The 14463-nt window shown below is 66.4% G+C and carries 19 protein-coding genes and 1 pseudogene; 6 read left to right on the top strand and 14 right to left on the bottom strand.

The annotated features are described in order from the left end of the window. Positions 1–6 precede the first annotated feature (6 nt). Positions 7–762: a hypothetical protein gene (locus tag KBY93_RS05945; protein ID WP_255093350.1), complete on the bottom strand. Its 756-nt coding sequence runs from the start codon at positions 760–762 to the stop codon at positions 7–9. A gap of 116 nt (positions 763–878) precedes the next feature. Between KBY93_RS05945 and KBY93_RS05940 the strand changes: the two genes are divergently transcribed. Further along, entirely contained in the window at positions 879–1127 is a 249-nt protein-coding gene (locus KBY93_RS05940) for a hypothetical protein (protein ID WP_255093348.1), read from the top strand. A gap of 5 nt (positions 1128–1132) precedes the next feature. Here the strand turns inward: KBY93_RS05940 and KBY93_RS05935 are convergent, their stop codons facing one another. From KBY93_RS05935 to kdpA, 11 genes and pseudogenes are all read right to left on the bottom strand, one after another. Continuing rightward, positions 1133–1504, bottom strand: coding sequence for a hypothetical protein (locus tag KBY93_RS05935; protein ID WP_255093347.1), 372 nt, complete (start codon positions 1502–1504; stop codon positions 1133–1135). 8 nt (positions 1505–1512) lie between these two features. After that, positions 1513–1701, bottom strand: coding sequence for a hypothetical protein (locus KBY93_RS05930; RefSeq protein ID WP_255093346.1), 189 nt, complete (start codon positions 1699–1701; stop codon positions 1513–1515). A gap of 209 nt (positions 1702–1910) precedes the next feature. Next, positions 1911–2282, bottom strand: a complete 372-nt coding sequence (locus tag KBY93_RS05925) for an AbrB family transcriptional regulator (protein ID WP_255093345.1) — start codon at positions 2280–2282, stop codon at positions 1911–1913. Positions 2283–2362: 80 nt separating this feature from the next. Next, the gene (locus tag KBY93_RS05920; RefSeq protein ID WP_255093344.1) at positions 2363–3028 is read right to left on the bottom strand and encodes a thermonuclease family protein; all 666 of its coding nucleotides are present in this window, start codon (positions 3026–3028) and stop codon (positions 2363–2365) included. Positions 3029–3070: 42 nt separating this feature from the next. Next, positions 3071–3460, bottom strand: a complete 390-nt coding sequence (locus KBY93_RS05915) for a hypothetical protein (RefSeq protein WP_255093343.1) — start codon at positions 3458–3460, stop codon at positions 3071–3073. 595 nt (positions 3461–4055) lie between these two features. Next, positions 4056–4334: pseudogene (locus tag KBY93_RS05910) on the bottom strand (NAD-binding protein); the annotation flags it as partial. Positions 4335–4413: 79 nt separating this feature from the next. Further along, positions 4414–5535, bottom strand: a complete 1122-nt coding sequence (locus tag KBY93_RS05905; RefSeq protein WP_255093421.1) for a sensor histidine kinase KdpD — start codon at positions 5533–5535, stop codon at positions 4414–4416. A gap of 5 nt (positions 5536–5540) precedes the next feature. Then, positions 5541–6119: a K(+)-transporting ATPase subunit C gene (gene kdpC, locus KBY93_RS05900; protein WP_255093342.1), complete on the bottom strand. Its 579-nt coding sequence runs from the start codon at positions 6117–6119 to the stop codon at positions 5541–5543. Next, entirely contained in the window at positions 6119–6319 is a 201-nt protein-coding gene (locus KBY93_RS05895) for a potassium-transporting ATPase subunit F (RefSeq protein ID WP_255093341.1), read from the bottom strand. The genes kdpC and KBY93_RS05895 overlap by 1 nt, the downstream gene beginning before the upstream one ends. 106 nt (positions 6320–6425) lie before the next feature. Next, entirely contained in the window at positions 6426–8522 is a 2097-nt protein-coding gene (gene kdpB / locus KBY93_RS05890) for a potassium-transporting ATPase subunit KdpB (protein WP_255093339.1), read from the bottom strand. Continuing rightward, on the bottom strand, positions 8519–10195 hold the full coding sequence (gene kdpA, locus KBY93_RS05885; protein WP_255093338.1) for a potassium-transporting ATPase subunit KdpA: 1677 nt from the start codon (positions 10193–10195) through the stop codon (positions 8519–8521). Before kdpA ends, kdpB begins: the two co-directional genes overlap by 4 nt. 116 nt (positions 10196–10311) lie before the next feature. On the opposite strand from kdpA, the gene KBY93_RS05880 reads away from it, so the two are divergent. Next, positions 10312–11343: a sensor histidine kinase KdpD gene (locus KBY93_RS05880; RefSeq protein WP_255093336.1), complete on the top strand. Its 1032-nt coding sequence runs from the start codon at positions 10312–10314 to the stop codon at positions 11341–11343. 1 nt (position 11344) lies between these two features. Further along, positions 11345–12034, top strand: a complete 690-nt coding sequence (locus KBY93_RS05875) for a response regulator transcription factor (RefSeq protein WP_255093334.1) — start codon at positions 11345–11347, stop codon at positions 12032–12034. 98 nt (positions 12035–12132) lie between these two features. Here the strand turns inward: KBY93_RS05875 and KBY93_RS05870 are convergent, their stop codons facing one another. After that, on the bottom strand, positions 12133–12432 hold the full coding sequence (locus KBY93_RS05870; protein WP_255093333.1) for a galactose oxidase: 300 nt from the start codon (positions 12430–12432) through the stop codon (positions 12133–12135). 69 nt (positions 12433–12501) lie between these two features. Then, positions 12502–12732, bottom strand: a complete 231-nt coding sequence (locus KBY93_RS05865; RefSeq protein WP_255093331.1) for a hypothetical protein — start codon at positions 12730–12732, stop codon at positions 12502–12504. Positions 12733–12812: 80 nt separating this feature from the next. On the opposite strand from KBY93_RS05865, the gene KBY93_RS05860 reads away from it, so the two are divergent. From KBY93_RS05860 to KBY93_RS05850, 3 genes are all read left to right on the top strand, one after another. Beyond that, the gene (locus KBY93_RS05860) at positions 12813–13028 is read left to right on the top strand and encodes a hypothetical protein (RefSeq protein WP_255093329.1); all 216 of its coding nucleotides are present in this window, start codon (positions 12813–12815) and stop codon (positions 13026–13028) included. 212 nt (positions 13029–13240) lie between these two features. Continuing rightward, a complete protein-coding gene (locus tag KBY93_RS05855) occupies positions 13241–13651 on the top strand; it encodes a hypothetical protein (RefSeq protein ID WP_255093327.1) in 411 nt (136 codons plus the stop codon). A 189-nt stretch (positions 13652–13840) separates the two neighbouring features. After that, positions 13841–14308 carry a hypothetical protein gene (locus tag KBY93_RS05850; protein WP_255093326.1) on the top strand — a complete coding sequence of 156 codons (468 nt, stop codon included), beginning with the start codon at positions 13841–13843 and terminating at the stop codon, positions 14306–14308. Positions 14309–14463 lie beyond the last annotated feature (155 nt).

Here is a 14463-nt window from a genome sequence, read left to right as displayed (position 1 = left end):
GCCCATTCAGCAAACCTCGGCCGGATAGGCCGGCTGCCAGCTGTACCAGCGTGCAATCCCGAGCCTTTCCGCCCACGCGTCGATCATCTCCCGATCCGGATCCCCCATAGCGGCCTGCTCTCGGGTGCTGGCGATCAGCTCCCGCGCCAGCGCCTCAAACCCTGCCGCCTGGTATGGCACCGCCAGCGGCGGCAGCCCCACCAGCTCAGCAGCCTGGAAGGCATAGGCCGCGTTCATCCCCCGGCTGGCCTTCACGACCGCGGCTGGAGCCATTCGGTCGATGTCGGCATTGAGGCTGGGCACGTTCTGCTGCACCTGCTCCTGCAGCACCGCGGCTTGCAGACCCCGCAGCTCCGGTGCTTCCTCGAACAGCCACTGGTCGGCGCACAGCCCAGGGCCTATGGAGCGCAGCTGCACCATCAGGCCGTTGTAGAAGCGCAGCCCCAGCTCCCTGGCCCGGGCTAAGGGCAGCTTGCCCTTGTGCAGCTTCTCCACCTGCGACACCACCTGCTCGCGGGCCTCCCGCTTCTCCGTGAGGTTCACCCGCAACTCCTGGGGCACCTGCACCAGCCGCAGCAGCAGCGCCGCCTCAAAGGCCACGTGGTAGCTGCTGGCCTCGTCGTCCTCCCTGAAAAGAATCAGATGCGCCTGCCGTTCCCTGTTGGCGGGCTTGAGGGTGGCGAGGGTGCTGAGACCGGGCTCCTGAGCCACGGCCACCGGCAGTCCACTCACCTCCTCCACCCGCTCGAGGATGCGGGTCACGGCCGGCAAGAGCGCGTGATCAACCATCGCCAAGAGGCTGCTTCGTCAGGGGGACCCCCACGGTATCGGCCGCTCCTCGCAACCCCAGCGAGGATGGGAGGCCTGCAACTGATGCCGTGGCGACGCCCCTGCAGATCGGTGACACCGTGCGCCTCACGCGTGCCTTCCTGCAGTCCACCGCGATGGTCACCGGCCCGGCGGCCCCCACCAGCGTGGGGCCGTTTGCCAGGGGCACGGTGACGGCGATCGCCCCGATCAGCCCTGGCAGCTCCCTGGTGCTGGCCACCGTCGTCTGGGCCGATGGCGAGAGCAGCCAGGTGAATGTGGCCAACCTGGAGCTTCAGCCCGGAAACCCGCCGCTTTAGCCGCCTCAGCTGAAACCCTTGGCCGGAGGCCGCCGACCAGGCGGAAGCAGCGGCACTTCGATCGTGCAGCCCTCCTCGATCGGGTAGCCCTCCATCTCCAGGTGGATGTCGCTGCAGAACACTGAGAGGGGTGGATCCAGATCCATCGCCTCCAGCAGGGCCAGCACGACCTCCCCAGCGCTGTCGCTCGGATGCCGCTTCAAATTCATGCGGAAGCGGATCGAGGTGAACCGCTTGAGATCGGGCCGTGCCGAGAGCACGTTGGTGCGCAGAAACTTCCCGATTCCGTACTCGGTCTGATTGACGAACATCACATAGGGACGATCGTCACCGGGGCCTGGCAGATCGTCCTGGGTGGTGATCGTGAGGTCAGCCATGGTGCTGCTCAGGCCTCGTTTCTGTCTTCGTTCCCTCTCTGCCCATCGAACAACGGCCCCAGCGGCACCACCCCCAACTGACCCTGCTCCGCCACCTGCAAGCCCGGCGGGTTCGGTTGCTCCGGTCCGAACACCTCAGCAGGCGGGGCTTCCGCTCCCAGCGGCAACGGATCCTGGCGGTAACGATGGCGTGGCATGAAGGGAACGCATCGAGGCGGCCTCCAGCATGGGACAGCCACGCGGCTTCAGGCCTGTGTGCGCGATTGGCTTCGCTCCCCATACCCCGCCGGCCCACAGCGCCGGGGCAATCCCGTGAGGCACCAATCTCCAGGAGGCCTCGCCGAAGCCGGAACTACAGGGGGGATTGAAGCCTTGGTCACCACAGTGAATCCAGCGGAGCTGCCCCTCACTCCTCCTCGTCAGCCCCGCCAGCCGGCACGAGGCGGATCTGCTTGCGACCCAGCTTGATCTCGAACTCATCGCCCGGCTTGAGATCAAGCAGGCCGGTGTAGGCCTTGCCCACCAGCAGGTTGCCGTTGAACTGCACCTTGGCCACATAGCTCAAGCTGCGGCCCGCCTTCCCCTTGCCATTGCCACCACCGTCTCCGAGGCTGACGCCCTTGGCCTCCAGCAGGGCCTCGTAGAAGGCCGTGAAATTCAGCCGTTCGCTGCCGTCCTTCTTGGTGCTCACATAGCCGGCAGCTCGCACCAGATCGGACTTGGAGGCATCACCCAGCTCCTTGACTTTGGCGAGCAGGTCAGATCCGGTGAGGGCCATGGTGTTGATGCATCAATCAGCTGGACCATAACGATCAGGCTGTTGGTGACCAGAGCAAAAAAGTACGGGTGTCCGTCCCGTCAGCGGAGGCTTTCGCAGGCCTCGCCATCACCATTCCCATCCAGATACGTGTGCCCTTGGCGGAGCAACTCCTGGGCGCGTGCAAAGGAGCCGATCTCACTGCAGCGATACCTCCGGCCACCAGGAATCGACGTGGTGCCACTGACGAATCGCCCCGAGCTTCTGCCGCGGCGGAAGTCCCAGGGGCGTGTGATGCCGCCCGGCACTCTCCACACCCCGGTGCGGCTGCGGGAGGCCCGGAACTCGGCATCCAGGTACTCCTTGGCGTCGCACTGGCCCAGGTACTTCCGGTAGGCGAACGCCATGCCGTCTTCCACCAACGCCAGGTTGAGGTTCACCTCCCCGATCACCTCGGCCACGGTGCGCCCATAGCGATCAACCGTCTGGGGCCTGAGGGTCACGCTGGAGCCCAGCCGCAAGCGGGTCTGCAGATAGCGGCGGGCGTTGGCACCATCGGGAGACTGGGCCATCTCCGGAGCATCGATGCAGGCCAGCCGGATCGTGATCCGCTTGCCACCTTGCTGCACGCGGATCGTGTCGCCATCACCGATCGAGAGCACCGTGGCGCGAACCTCGGGGTCGGCCAGCGCCGCCGGGGATGTCGCCGCCAAGGTCATCACTACCGCCAGCAACAGCGTGGCAAGTGGGGGCGGGCTCAGGGGCATCACCCCAGTCTGAGGGCCGTCGCCCTTCCCTTCTGGCCTCGCTCAGGGGCGCGGCTCCAGACCCTCCAGCGCCGTGCGCAGCTCACCGATGAACTCCTCATCCAGCTCGGTGGCGGTGATCTCTTCGCCCACCAGGTCCTGGATCAAGGGGTAGAAGCGCACCTCGAACCACTTCCGAAACACCGCGTAGGTGCGCTCCGCCGGCCAGGTGGCAGTGTCGCGATGCCAGTAATCGAGCTCGGCCTCGAAAATCGCCTCGTAAACCTCCTCGAGAATCTCCTCTGCCTCCTCTTGCGTGTCGTAGTCGGGGATCAGATACAGGCAGGGCTCACTGGCTCCGGCAACATCCACATCCAACTCGAGCTGACGTGCCCAGTCGAGCAGTTTCTGGCTGGGGTAGATCCCCACCGCACAGCGGTTCACCACGGCCATGGCCCACCCGGCGGCATTGCCCGAACGCTAGGCCTGGCTACCTGGCCAGGCATGACGCTGCCGGGGAAGCCAGACACCGTCTTGGAGAAGAGCAAAAGGCCGGCATACCAGCGCAGCTGCAGGAAGGCTGAACAGGTACCCAATGGGAAGGGCGCCCCGTGTCGGGCGCCCTTGGGCCGGTTGCAGGGAACTGGTTGGTGCTGCCCTGGTCGAGGCCTCTGATTCATTGATAGATCCGCTTGTTTTGCTTGTCAGTACGGCAAACCGTTCCTCCTCGGTGCTGGCGGTGACGTGGCCCAGTGGGATCCAGCCGGCTGGTGATCCTTCCAGGCGGGACCCAGGATCGGGCGAGGGAGCGAGTTCACGAGATCGCCCCACTTGCGGTCGGCTGTGGGTTAAGGCCTTATCGATGTGGCTGGAGAAGCGAGGCCTGAGGACTGTGGGTTCAATCCCAGGAAATTTCGCTGAGGGCATCCAGGCTGGGCCTCTCGATCCAGTGCGTTCGCGGGCCCTCGTAGGAGAGGAAGCACTCTCGATGGTCGCCCCGGCCCAGCTCCCCCTCCCGCTCGTCGTAAACGGCCACCCACTCCAGCAACAAGTGGAGCCGCTCCAGCATGTTTGGACGCATGAGCTCAAGTCCAAGCCAGTGTCCCTGCATCTGTGAGGGATAGACCAATCAATCGGCTCCAACAAGCTGGAGGATCTTCATGTGCAGATCACTGGTGGCACGGGAAATCACCTGCTTCGCTTTCGTATCATCGCTATCCATCACGATCAAGGTGGCCGTGATGCTCACCTAGTTTGGTTAACTAATCGCTACCACGACAGTGTTGATTGAGAGAGCCCTTGCTTCGATGAGGGCTTCCTCATCAGTTCAGACCACAACACCGAGTTGATGGTGTTCCCTGCCAGTCGTTGATCGGTACAGGCGACCTCGATTGCCGCTGGCTGCACTACGAGATCCGCTGATCTCGGCCGCCCCTGGAATCCTCCGGCAACTCCGCCTGGGGGGAGCTGGCGTCGATCGAGATCAGGTGCAGATCCACCGCTTGGCCCTTGAGGCGGTGCTGGAGCTTCTCGGAGAGCGTGCGCCGCAGAAACGCCTGGGGGCGGGAGCGCAGGGTCTGGCCCAGCACGACCTGGGTGATGCCGCGTTCGCTGGCGACTCGCGCGATGGTGCCGAGGGCGTCGTCGCTGTCGATGCGCAGGAACTCGGCGCCGAAATCCTCGCAGAGCCGGATCGACTCCTCAAGCCGCACCGCCTCCTCCTTGCTGAGAAAGTGGCCGGGGTCCTGAACGGTGAGCGCCAACAACGGCGCATCCATGAAGCCCGCCAGGCGGGCGGCGCGGCGCAGCAGCCGGTTTGATCCGGGGTAGGTGGAGAGGCACACCATCACCCGCTCCCGCAGGCCCCTGGCCGGCGGGCCGTCTTCCTCCACCCGGTCGGCCACCTCCCGCAACGCCAGCTCCCTTAGTGCCACCAGGTGGGGGCGACGGAAGAAATGGGCCAGGGCCTGGTCCACCTTTTCGGCGGCATAGACCTTTCCGTCCTGCAATCGCTCCTGCAGGGTCTCGGGGGTGACATCCACCAGCACCACCTCCTCGGCCTGCTGCAGCACCCGATCGGGCAGGCGTTCGCGCACCACCACACCGGTGAGCTGGGCCACCTGGTCGTTAAGGCTCTCCAGGTGCTGGATGTTGACCGTGGAATACACGTCGAGCCCGGCGGCCAGCAGCACCGCCACGTCCTGCCAGCGCTTGGGGCGCTCGCTGCCGGGCACGTTCGTATGGGCCAGCTCATCCACCAGCACCAGCTGGGGTCGGCGGGCCAGGATCGCCCCAACATCAAGTTCTTCAAGGGTCACCCCTTGGTGCACCAGGCGCCGGCGGGGCACCTGCTCCAGCCCCTCGGCCTGGCGGGCCGTATCGCGGCGGCCATGGGTTTCGAGCACCCCGATGACCACATCAACCCCCTCCCTCTTGAGGTCCTGCGCCTCCTGGAGCATGCGGAAGGTCTTGCCCACGCCGGGGGCCATACCGATGAACAGCTTGTGCCGCCCCGGGCCCCCGAGCATGCGGATCACGGCTTGATCTGATCGAGGGCGTTGTTGAGCGCCAGCACGTTCACGCCCGGCTCACCGATGAAGCCAAGGAACCGGCCCTGGGTGTGGCGCTGGATCAGCGGCTCCAGCCGGTTGCTAGGAACTCCTCGGGCCGCGGCCAGCCTCGGGATCTGCTGACGCGCCGCTTCCGGAGAGATGTGGGGATCGAGACCCGAACCGGAGGCATACAGCTGATCAGCGGCGGGCTTGGCGATGCCCGCCTGGGCGTAGGTAGCGGCCATGTCCTTGATCCGTTTCACCAGATCAGGGTTGGTGGGGCCCAGGTTGCTGGGGGCGGAGGTCGGTGCCGCCTTGCCGGTGCTGTAGTCGACGGCGCTCGGACGGCTCCAGAAGTAGCGATCGGAGGCAAAGGGCTGGCCGATCAGGGTCGATCCCAGCACCTGGCCACTCTCGTTGCGCAGCAGGCTGCCGTTGGCCTGGGCGGGGAACAGGCCCTGGCCCACAGCCAGCAGCGGCAGGGTGTAGAGCACCACGGTGAGCAGCCAGAGCGCGGCGGTGAGGCGCAGGGCCTTGAAGCCCTCTCGCAGGAAGGACATCAGAAACGCTCCGGTTGAAAGATCACAACGAACAGATAGCCCGAGAGCACCACGGTGCCGGTGAGCAGCAGGGCAAGGGCGGTGGTCTGCAGAGGGCTGGGGCTGGAGCCGAACAGGGGTGCGGCCAATGCCGTGCCCAGGGCCAGCACCAGGGGCAGCCAGAACAGCGGTTTACTCAGGAGACCAGACGAAGAAGCCATGGGTCGGGGAAGGTTGGGTGATGGATTGGCGGGGAGTCAGTTGGGGGCGTGGATCAGCAGCAGGCGCGGATCGGCCTGAGCGGAGCGGCCTGAATGGCGCGGCAGCTCAGACCAGCCGCAGGGCGGAGACGGCCAAATCGATCAGCTTGATGCCGATGAACGGCACCACCAAGCCCCCCAGCCCGTAGACGAGCAGGTTGCGCCGCAGCAGCTGATCAGCGGTGGCCGGCCGGAAGGCCACGCCCTTGAGAGCCAGGGGCACCAGGGCGGGAATGATCAGGGCGTTGAACACCATCGCCGAGAGAATCGCCGACTGGGGACTGGCCAGGCCCATCAGGTTCAGGGGCGCCAGGCCCGCCTTGCCGAACAGCGCTGGCAGGATCGCGAAGTACTTGGCCACGTCGTTGGCGATCGAGAAGGTGGTGAGCGCGCCGCGGGTAATCAGCAGCTGCTTCCCGATCGTCACGATGTCGATCAGCTTGGTGGGATCGGAATCGAGGTCGACCATGTTGGCCGCCTCCTTGGCGGCCTGGGTACCGGAGTTCATCGCCACCCCCACGTTTGCCTGGGCCAGGGCGGGGGCGTCGTTGGTGCCATCGCCGGTCATCGCCACCAGCCGCCCGAGCCGTTGCTCCGCCTGGATCACGGCGATCTTGTCCTCCGGGGTGGCCTCGGCGATGAAGTCGTCGACGCCGGCCTCGCGGGCGATCACCCCGGCGGTGATGGCGTTGTCACCGGTGAGCATCACGCTGCGGATGCCCATGCGCCGCAGCTGGTCGAAACGTTCCCGCATGCCGGGCTTGATGATGTCTTTGAGGTAAATCACCCCATGGATCTCGGCGTTCAAGCACACCGCCAGGGGGGTGCCCCCGAGCCGTGACACCCGCTCATAGGCCCCATCGAGGTCCGCTGGCACCGTGCCGCCCCGGGAGCGCACGAACCCCTTGATCGCCTCCACAGCCCCCTTGCGCAGCTCGTTGCCATCAGCCAGATCAGTGCCACTCATTCGCGTGCGTGCCGAGAACTCCAGCCCCGTGGCCGTGTCCATCGGCAGGGTCGTCACGGCATCGAGCTTCTCGGCCAGGCGCACGATCGACTTGCCCTCCGGTGTGTTGTCGAACCAGCTGGCGGCATGGGCGGTGGTGGCCAGCTCGCGCTCGCTGTGGCCGCCAACCGGCAGGAACTCCTCCGCCAGGCGGTTGCCGAGGGTGATCGTGCCGGTTTTGTCGAGCACCAGGGTGGTGATGTCGCCGCAGGCCTCCACGGCGCGCCCGGAGGTGGCGATCACGTTGAACTGGGCCACCCGGTCCATGCCGGCGATGCCGATCGCACTGAGCAGGCCGCCGATCGTGGTGGGGATCAGCGCCACCAGCAGGGCTACCAGCACCACCACAGGAGTGGGGCTGCCGATGTAAGCGGCCACCGGCGGCAGGGTGGCCACGGCGATCAGGAACACCTGGGTGAGCACCGCCAGCAGCACAGTCAGGGCGATCTCGTTGGGAGTTTTGGTGCGCTCGGCCCCCTCCACCAGGGCGATCATCCGATCGATGAAGCCCTTGCCGGGGTCGGCCGTGATCCGGATCAGCAGCTCATCGGACACCACCCGTGTGCCGCCCGTTACCGAACTGGCTACATCAGAGCCCGCTTCCTTGAGCACGGGGGCCGATTCACCGGTGATCGCCGATTCATCCACCGCTGCCACCCCATCGACCACCTCCCCGTCGGCGGGGACCATCTCGCCCTGGCTGACACGCACCTGATCGCCCCGGCGCAGGGCACTGGAATCCACCAGCGATTCGCTGCCATCGGGCAGCAGCCGCCGGGCTTGGGTGCTGGCCTGGGTGCGACGCAGGGCATCGGCCTGGGCCTTGCCACGACCCTCAGCCAACGCCTCGGCGAAGTTGGCGAACAGCAGGGTGGCCAGCAGGATCAGGCTGAGCAGGGCGTTGAAGCCCCGGCCCGGCGCCTCGGGGCTGAGCTCGAACAAGCGCGGCTCCACCGTGGCGGCCAGGGTCACAAGCGTGCCGCACCAGACCACGAACATCACCGGATTGCGCACGGTGAGGCGCGGGTCGAGCTTCACGAACGACTGCACAACGGCCCGACCCAGCAGGCCATCGCTCTTGGGACGCTCGGTGTAGCGCCGCTGGTCGCGGCGACCCCGTGGCATGCGGGGAAAGATCGGCGGTTGCAGTGTCGTCATGGGGCTCCTACCAGCGAAAAGGCTTCGGCGATCGGCCCGAGGGCCAGCACCGGGAAAAACGTGAGCGCGCCAAGGATCAGGATCACCACCCCTGTCACCACGGTGAACAGACCGGTATCGGTGGCGAGGGTGCCGGGGCCGGGCGGCACCTTGGTCTTGCGGGCGAAACCGGCGGCCAGCAGCAGCAGGGCCGCGATCGGCAGGTAGCGGCCCCCCAGCAGGCTGACGATCGTGCTGAGGTTCCACCACAGCGATCCGTCTCCCAGGCCTTCGAAGCCGCTGCCGTTGTTGGCGGAAGCCGAGGCGTACTCGTAGACCACCTGGCTGATGCCGTGGGACCCCGGGTTGCTGATGCCCGAGAGGGCGGGGGCGTAGGCGAGGGTGATCGCCGCCGGCACCAGCACGAACAGCGGGTGGATCAGCAGGATCAGGCTGCTCCAGACGATCTCCCCCTTCTCCACCTTGCGGCCGAACAGTTCGGGGGTGCGCCCCACCATCAGGCCGGTGAGGAACACCGTGAGGATCAGGAACACCAGCAGGTAGGCCACGCCGGTGCCCTGGCCGCCGAAGATCACCTGCAGGAACAGGTTGAACAGCGGCACCAGCCCCCCCAGGGGCAGCAGCGAATCCATCGATCCGTTCACTGCGCCGGTCATCGAGCCCGTTGTGATCGTGGCGAACAGGGCGGTGATGCCGGCGCCGAACCGCACCTCCTTGCCCTCGAGGTTGGGGCCGCTGAGCCAGGCGGCCAGCAGGGGATTGCCCCCCTGCTCGGCTTTGATCGCCACAGCCGCCAGCGTCAGGAACAGCACCGTCACGAGCAGCAGCAGCAACGTGGCCTGGCGACGGTTGCCAAGGAAGCGGCCGAAGGCATCGATCGTGGCGGCAGGGATGGCGAACATCGCCACCATCGCCAGCAGGTTGGTGAACGGGTTGGGGTTCTCGAACGGGTGGGCGGAGTTGGCGCCGAAGAAGCCACCGCCGTTCTCGCCGAGTTGCTTGATCGCCTCGAAGCCCGCCACCGGGCCGCGCACCAGGATCTGATCGGCACCTTCGAGGGTTCTGAGCGTGACCGGGCCGGCCAGCGTCATCGGCGCTCCGTTGACCAGCAGCACCAGGGCGAACAGGAAGCTGAGCGGGATCAGCACCCGGGTGATCCCGCGGATCAGGTCGGTGTTGAAGTTGCCCAGGGGGCGGCCGCAGAGCCCGCGAATGAAGGCGAAGCCCACCGCCAGACCGGTGGCCGCCGAGGTGAAGAACAGGAACTGCAACGCCCCGAGCTGGCTCAGATCACTGAGGCTCTGCTCCGGCGTGTAGTGCTGCTGATCGGTGTTGGTGAGAAAGGAGATCGCCGTGTGCAGGGCCGTGTCCCAGCGCATCGCCGGCAGCCCCTGGGCATTGAGCCAGGGGGGCTGGAACAGGAGAAAGGCCAGGGCCACCAGGCCGAAGAGCAGGTTGCTGAGCAGCAGGGGCCGCAGATAATCCCAGGCCTGATCAGCCGGGCGACCGCGCTCACCGATGAAGCGCAGCAACCCGTTTTCCACGGGTGTCAGCCAGCGATCGAAGCGAGGCTGGGGCTGGTCGCCGAAAACCTGAAAGAGGTGCTTGCCCAGCACAGGTGCCGCGGCCCAGACCAGAGCCACAAAAATGACAACCTGAAACCAGTCGGTCATGGGCGGTAGCGTCCATCGCGGTGATCTCTGTCACTTTGCGGCGGGCGCTGGAGCGTCCGCATCTGCCGGTGGGTATGAATCGGGCAACGCGCTCTATACCCAAGGACATAGGACTCATGAGCGCCGCTGTCGGCCAGGTGTCGGTGATGACGTTGGCCGTCGCCCTCCTGGAATTCGTGACGCCGCAAGACATTGTGTTCGGCACGCTCTACGTGATCCCGATGCTGCGCCTGGGCACCACGGCTTCGGCGCGCACGCTCTGGGCTTACGCGCTGCTGGTCTGCGTGCTCACCCTGCTCAACCTGGTGCTGCCTCCTCCCGTGACCCTGGAAGGGCCCGTCGTCGTCAACCGGCTTCTGGTCTGCGGCGCCCTGCTCGTCACCGCGGGCCAATGCCTACGGGTTCAGGCCCTGCAGCGTCAACGGCTGGATCTCCAGGCGCGCCTTAGCGTTGAGGATCTGCGCAGCGACTTCGTCGCTACCCTGGCCCACGACCTCAAAACCCCGATCCTCGGCACGATCGCCACCACAAAGCTTCTGGGGGAGCAGCAACGCCCCGATGGAGCGCTGCTGAGCCGGGCGATCTCTACGATCGAGCGCGGCCAGACCCGCGCGCTGCGCCAGATCCAGACCCTGCTTGAGGTCTACGGGAACGACGCCGAGGGCTTGCGATTAAGCCTGGAGCACCTGGATCTGAGCCAGCTCGTAGAGGAGGTGATCAATGAAGTGAGTGCCCTGGCCCAGGAACGGCAGCTGACGATTCGGTTGACCTTCATGGGCAGCGGCCAGCGGCAGGCGCACACCTTGGTAGCCGACCCCGTGCAGCTGCGGCGGATGATCGAAAACCTGCTGCTCAATGCGATCCACCACAGCCTGCGCGGCGGCCAGATCCTTGTGACTCTGGCGAGCTTGGGCTCCGCCCACCGGCTCCAGGTGATTGACCATGGACCCGGGGTTCCTGAGCAGGAACTTCCCAATCTGTTCCAGCGCTTTCACCGGCTCTCGGCAGATCGCCAGGGCAGTGGCCTGGGCCTCTACCTCTGCCGCCAGATCGTCAGCGCCCATGGCGGCACGATCTCTCTGCGCAACCGGACTGGGGGCGGGGCGGTAATCGAGGTGGACCTGCCCATCCTGGCCAAGGACGATTGAGATGGCCCTTTGCCTGGTGGTCGAAGACGACGAGCTGTTTCGCCTTGGGCTGGAGATCACCCTGGCCGCCTTTGAGCAGGTCACTGGCGTTCTCACCGCCAGTGACGGCGAACAGGCCCTGGAACTACTGCGCCGGCAAGCGGTGGACGTGGTGCTGCTGGATCTGGGGCTGCCAGGGCTGGGGGGGCTAGAAACCTGCCGGCGGATCGCCAGTGATCACCCGGAGCTACCGGTGCTGGTGATTACCAGCCAGGAGGACCCCGCCGCCTGTCGGCGCTTGCTCCTGACGGGCGCCCGCGGCTACGTGTGCAAAGGCGTCTCGGCCCACGACCTGCAACTGGCGATCGAAACCCTGCTGCGGGGAGCATCCTGGTGGGATGCCATGGCCACAGCGGCTTTGCGGGATCTGGAGCTCCCCTTGGGGTCCCCTCAGGTCGCCCCCGGGCAAATCCTGAATGAAGTGCCTGGCAATCGAACCCTTCAGGACACCCCAGCTTTGGAGCTGCTCACCCCTAGGGAGCTGGAGGTGCTCAAGGCGATGGGGCAGGGCTGGAGCAACCAGCAGATCGCTGACGCTCTAGGCATCAGCCTTGGCACGGTGCGCGTGCACGGCCACGGAATCATGCAGAAGCTGGGGGTCGCCAACCGCACCCAGGCAGTACTGCGCTTGCTCGATCAACGCATCAACTGATGCGTGTCCTGATGAAGCTCCCCCCAGCCCAAGAGATGAGAGTGGCCGTAAAGCACAGACTGCGCAGGTTCCACAGATCAGCACGGTTCGCTTTCGCCTCATGCCACCTCCGGGCACCAGCCCCGCTGGCGCGTCATGTCCTCAGTCCAACCCTGGCAGCGGCTGGTGAGGTGCTCTCCCTGGGCCAGCAGACCCTGGTGCAGCTGGCAGGTGAGCAGAGGGATGCAGTCAACCCCCGCGTGATGGCGAAACCAGTGGCAGGTCATGCAGACCTTGCCGCTGCGGCTGGCCACCAGCACATCCTCATCGAGATAGGGCCACTGCTCGTAGCCGTCATCGTCTGCCGTTGAGTTGGGCGCCGGCCGGGCGCCGCGGGAGCGGGGCGGGGAAGCAGCCACGGCGACACCAGCAAAGAGAACACCTGTACTAGCAGAGGTCGTCTGGTTCTGACCAGCTCGCGGACGACTTCAGGTGGAGCGCCAGGAGACAGGGGCGCGCTGAAAGCCAGCTGTTCCGTCAGGCGCCCAGAACTGCAACTTCACCACCTCTGACGTCGGCTGCTGGGGCACGATCGCCGCTGCCCCGAATCGGCGGCAGCCATGGACGAACGCGGTTAGGGCAGCACCGCTGGGGAGTGCGCCCGCCACGGCCCCGGTGAGAAGCACCCGAAGGCTGCGCTGGCCTGCTCGCTTCGGCAAGGGCTGACGCGAGGCGCTTCGCGCCCCCTGCCTTCCCTGCGCGGGCCGCGCGGCCAGATCGGGTTCCTCACCTCAAGGCCATGGCCACACCCTCTGCCCCCAGCTGCGAAATCCGCCGCGTCATCGTCCACTTCTATCCCGATGGCCTCAAGGGCGGCGCCCACCCCTTTGAGCAGCAGTTCTTTGGCCGGCGCGGAAAGCCGGTCAAGAAGATGCGCTTCGTGCCCGCCGAGAAGGCCTTCGCGATCGCCCGCAAGCTGCAGGGCACCCGGGGCTGCACCGTCTCGGTGATCTGAGGCCCATGGGGCCTTCGGGCCCCTTTCCTCTGACGTTGTGGATCACCTATGCACACAAAGATCGATAGCGGATCACCAAAGCGGTCCTGATGATCCACAGGATCGGCGGCGGCCCTCCTCAGCGTGCGCGGCGGGGCAAGGGCTGCGCGAGGCGCTGACGCGCCCCTTGCCCTCCCCACGCAGGGCTTCGGGGTCCTTCGCCTGGTTTGGCCATGGCACCCATCACGATCTATGCATCCACGATGAGCGGCATCACCTGGAGGGCCGTCACCGGCAAGGCGGTGAGCGAGCACCTTCTGATGATCGAGATCAGCAAAGCCGGCAAGCACGGGCTGCTGCTGGAAGAGTCCCGGCCCTGGGATGCCACCTGCAAGGTGTGGCGCTGTCCTCGGCCCTCCGGCATCCCGAAATATCTCTGGGCGGTGCTGGAGCAGAAGCTGCGCCAGATGGAGCCCCTTCAGAAGCCTGTCGCTGCCGCGGTTCCTGCGCGCCCCCGGCGTGGGCTGTCTTCCCAGGAGGTCACCCTGTCGGGCTTGGTCCCATTCCCGGCCTTTCTGGCCATGGAGCTGATCGAAGCCCACCACCCTGATCTCTATCGCCGGGAGTTCGGCTTCCGGGTCTGATCACGGCCCACCGGGGGTGGCTGGCGCAAGCTGGCTGCCCCTTCCCACCGCTGGCCGGCGCCAGAGAGCGACGGCAAGGAAGCCATCAGCGCAGCGCCGGCGGAGGATGTGGGGCTTCAGGTGGTGACGTGGGCGGCGCCACGGGTGGTGGCGAAACGCGATCGAGCCTGCATCCGGCAGCCAGCAGCCGTGGTTGCTCTCACGGGCTGGCGTTCGCTTCCGGCGTCAAGGGCGATGGCGAGCGGCTCGCCGCACGGCGGCTGCGCCGCCCTTGACCCCGCCGCTGGCCGGTGCGTGGGAAGCGCGTTCTTCTCCACCACAGCCGTGATCACCACCTCCTCCCGTCCCGTCATCCAGGTAGCCCTGGCCCACAGCCTGGCCGTCGTCGTGTGCTGCTGCGGCCTCTGCTTCAGCGCCGGCTTCTGGCTTGGCACCGTCCTGCAGCAATGGGTGCAGCCAGCCCAGGCCAGAAAGGCCAAAGATCCCCAGCGGGCCGCCAACCAGGAGGCCTGGGAGGCGGAAGTCGCCTCCGGCCGCTGGAGCGAGCCCAAGCCGGTGGTGGGCCGCTTCATCGGCTCCCACTGGGATGTGGAGTGGCTCGATGAAGAAAGCGAAGCCGATCCGCAGCAGGAGCTGCCGCTGCGCTGGGCCGTGTGAGGCCACGGGCCTCTGGCCCCTGGGCCCCACCAGTACCCGGCGGCCTTTCCGCCGGGTTTGAGCCGACGCGGTACTTGATGGGTAGTTGATTGAGACGGAAGCAAGACCCGCAAGGCTCAGCAGCGCTGACGACCTTGCTGAACCAGCACCAGCGG

Origin of the sequence: Synechococcus sp. J7-Johnson, from assembly GCF_024345795.1 — a bacterium.
GTDB lineage: Bacteria > Cyanobacteriota > Cyanobacteriia > PCC-6307 > Cyanobiaceae > Regnicoccus_A.
Note: the sequence above shows the minus strand (reverse complement) of the source record. Positions and strands in the feature narration are given on the sequence as shown.

Bases quoted from the DNA above. Each gene is read 5' to 3' on its own strand.
- KBY93_RS05925 (WP_255093345.1), bottom strand. From the start codon at position 2,282: ATGGCCCTCACCGGATCTGACCTGCTCGCCAAAGTCAAGGAGCTGGGT.
- KBY93_RS05930 (WP_255093346.1), bottom strand. From the start codon at position 1,701: ATGCCACGCCATCGTTACCGCCAGGATCCGTTGCCGCTGGGAGCGGAA.
- KBY93_RS05915 (WP_255093343.1), bottom strand. From the start codon at position 3,460: ATGGCCGTGGTGAACCGCTGTGCGGTGGGGATCTACCCCAGCCAGAAA.
- KBY93_RS05895 (WP_255093341.1), bottom strand. From the start codon at position 6,319: ATGGCTTCTTCGTCTGGTCTCCTGAGTAAACCGCTGTTCTGGCTGCCC.
- KBY93_RS05875 (WP_255093334.1), top strand. From the start codon at position 11,345: ATGGCCCTTTGCCTGGTGGTCGAAGACGACGAGCTGTTTCGCCTTGGG.
- KBY93_RS05920 (WP_255093344.1), bottom strand. From the start codon at position 3,028: ATGCCCCTGAGCCCGCCCCCACTTGCCACGCTGTTGCTGGCGGTAGTG.
- KBY93_RS05860 (WP_255093329.1), top strand. From the start codon at position 12,813: ATGGCCACACCCTCTGCCCCCAGCTGCGAAATCCGCCGCGTCATCGTC.
- kdpC (WP_255093342.1), bottom strand. From the start codon at position 6,119: ATGTCCTTCCTGCGAGAGGGCTTCAAGGCCCTGCGCCTCACCGCCGCG.
- kdpB (WP_255093339.1), bottom strand. From the start codon at position 8,522: ATGACGACACTGCAACCGCCGATCTTTCCCCGCATGCCACGGGGTCGC.
- KBY93_RS05855 (WP_255093327.1), top strand. From the start codon at position 13,241: ATGGCACCCATCACGATCTATGCATCCACGATGAGCGGCATCACCTGG.
- kdpA (WP_255093338.1), bottom strand. From the start codon at position 10,195: ATGACCGACTGGTTTCAGGTTGTCATTTTTGTGGCTCTGGTCTGGGCC.
- KBY93_RS05935 (WP_255093347.1), bottom strand. From the start codon at position 1,504: ATGGCTGACCTCACGATCACCACCCAGGACGATCTGCCAGGCCCCGGT.
- KBY93_RS05905 (WP_255093421.1), bottom strand. From the start codon at position 5,535: ATGCTCGGGGGCCCGGGGCGGCACAAGCTGTTCATCGGTATGGCCCCC.
- KBY93_RS05880 (WP_255093336.1), top strand. From the start codon at position 10,312: ATGAGCGCCGCTGTCGGCCAGGTGTCGGTGATGACGTTGGCCGTCGCC.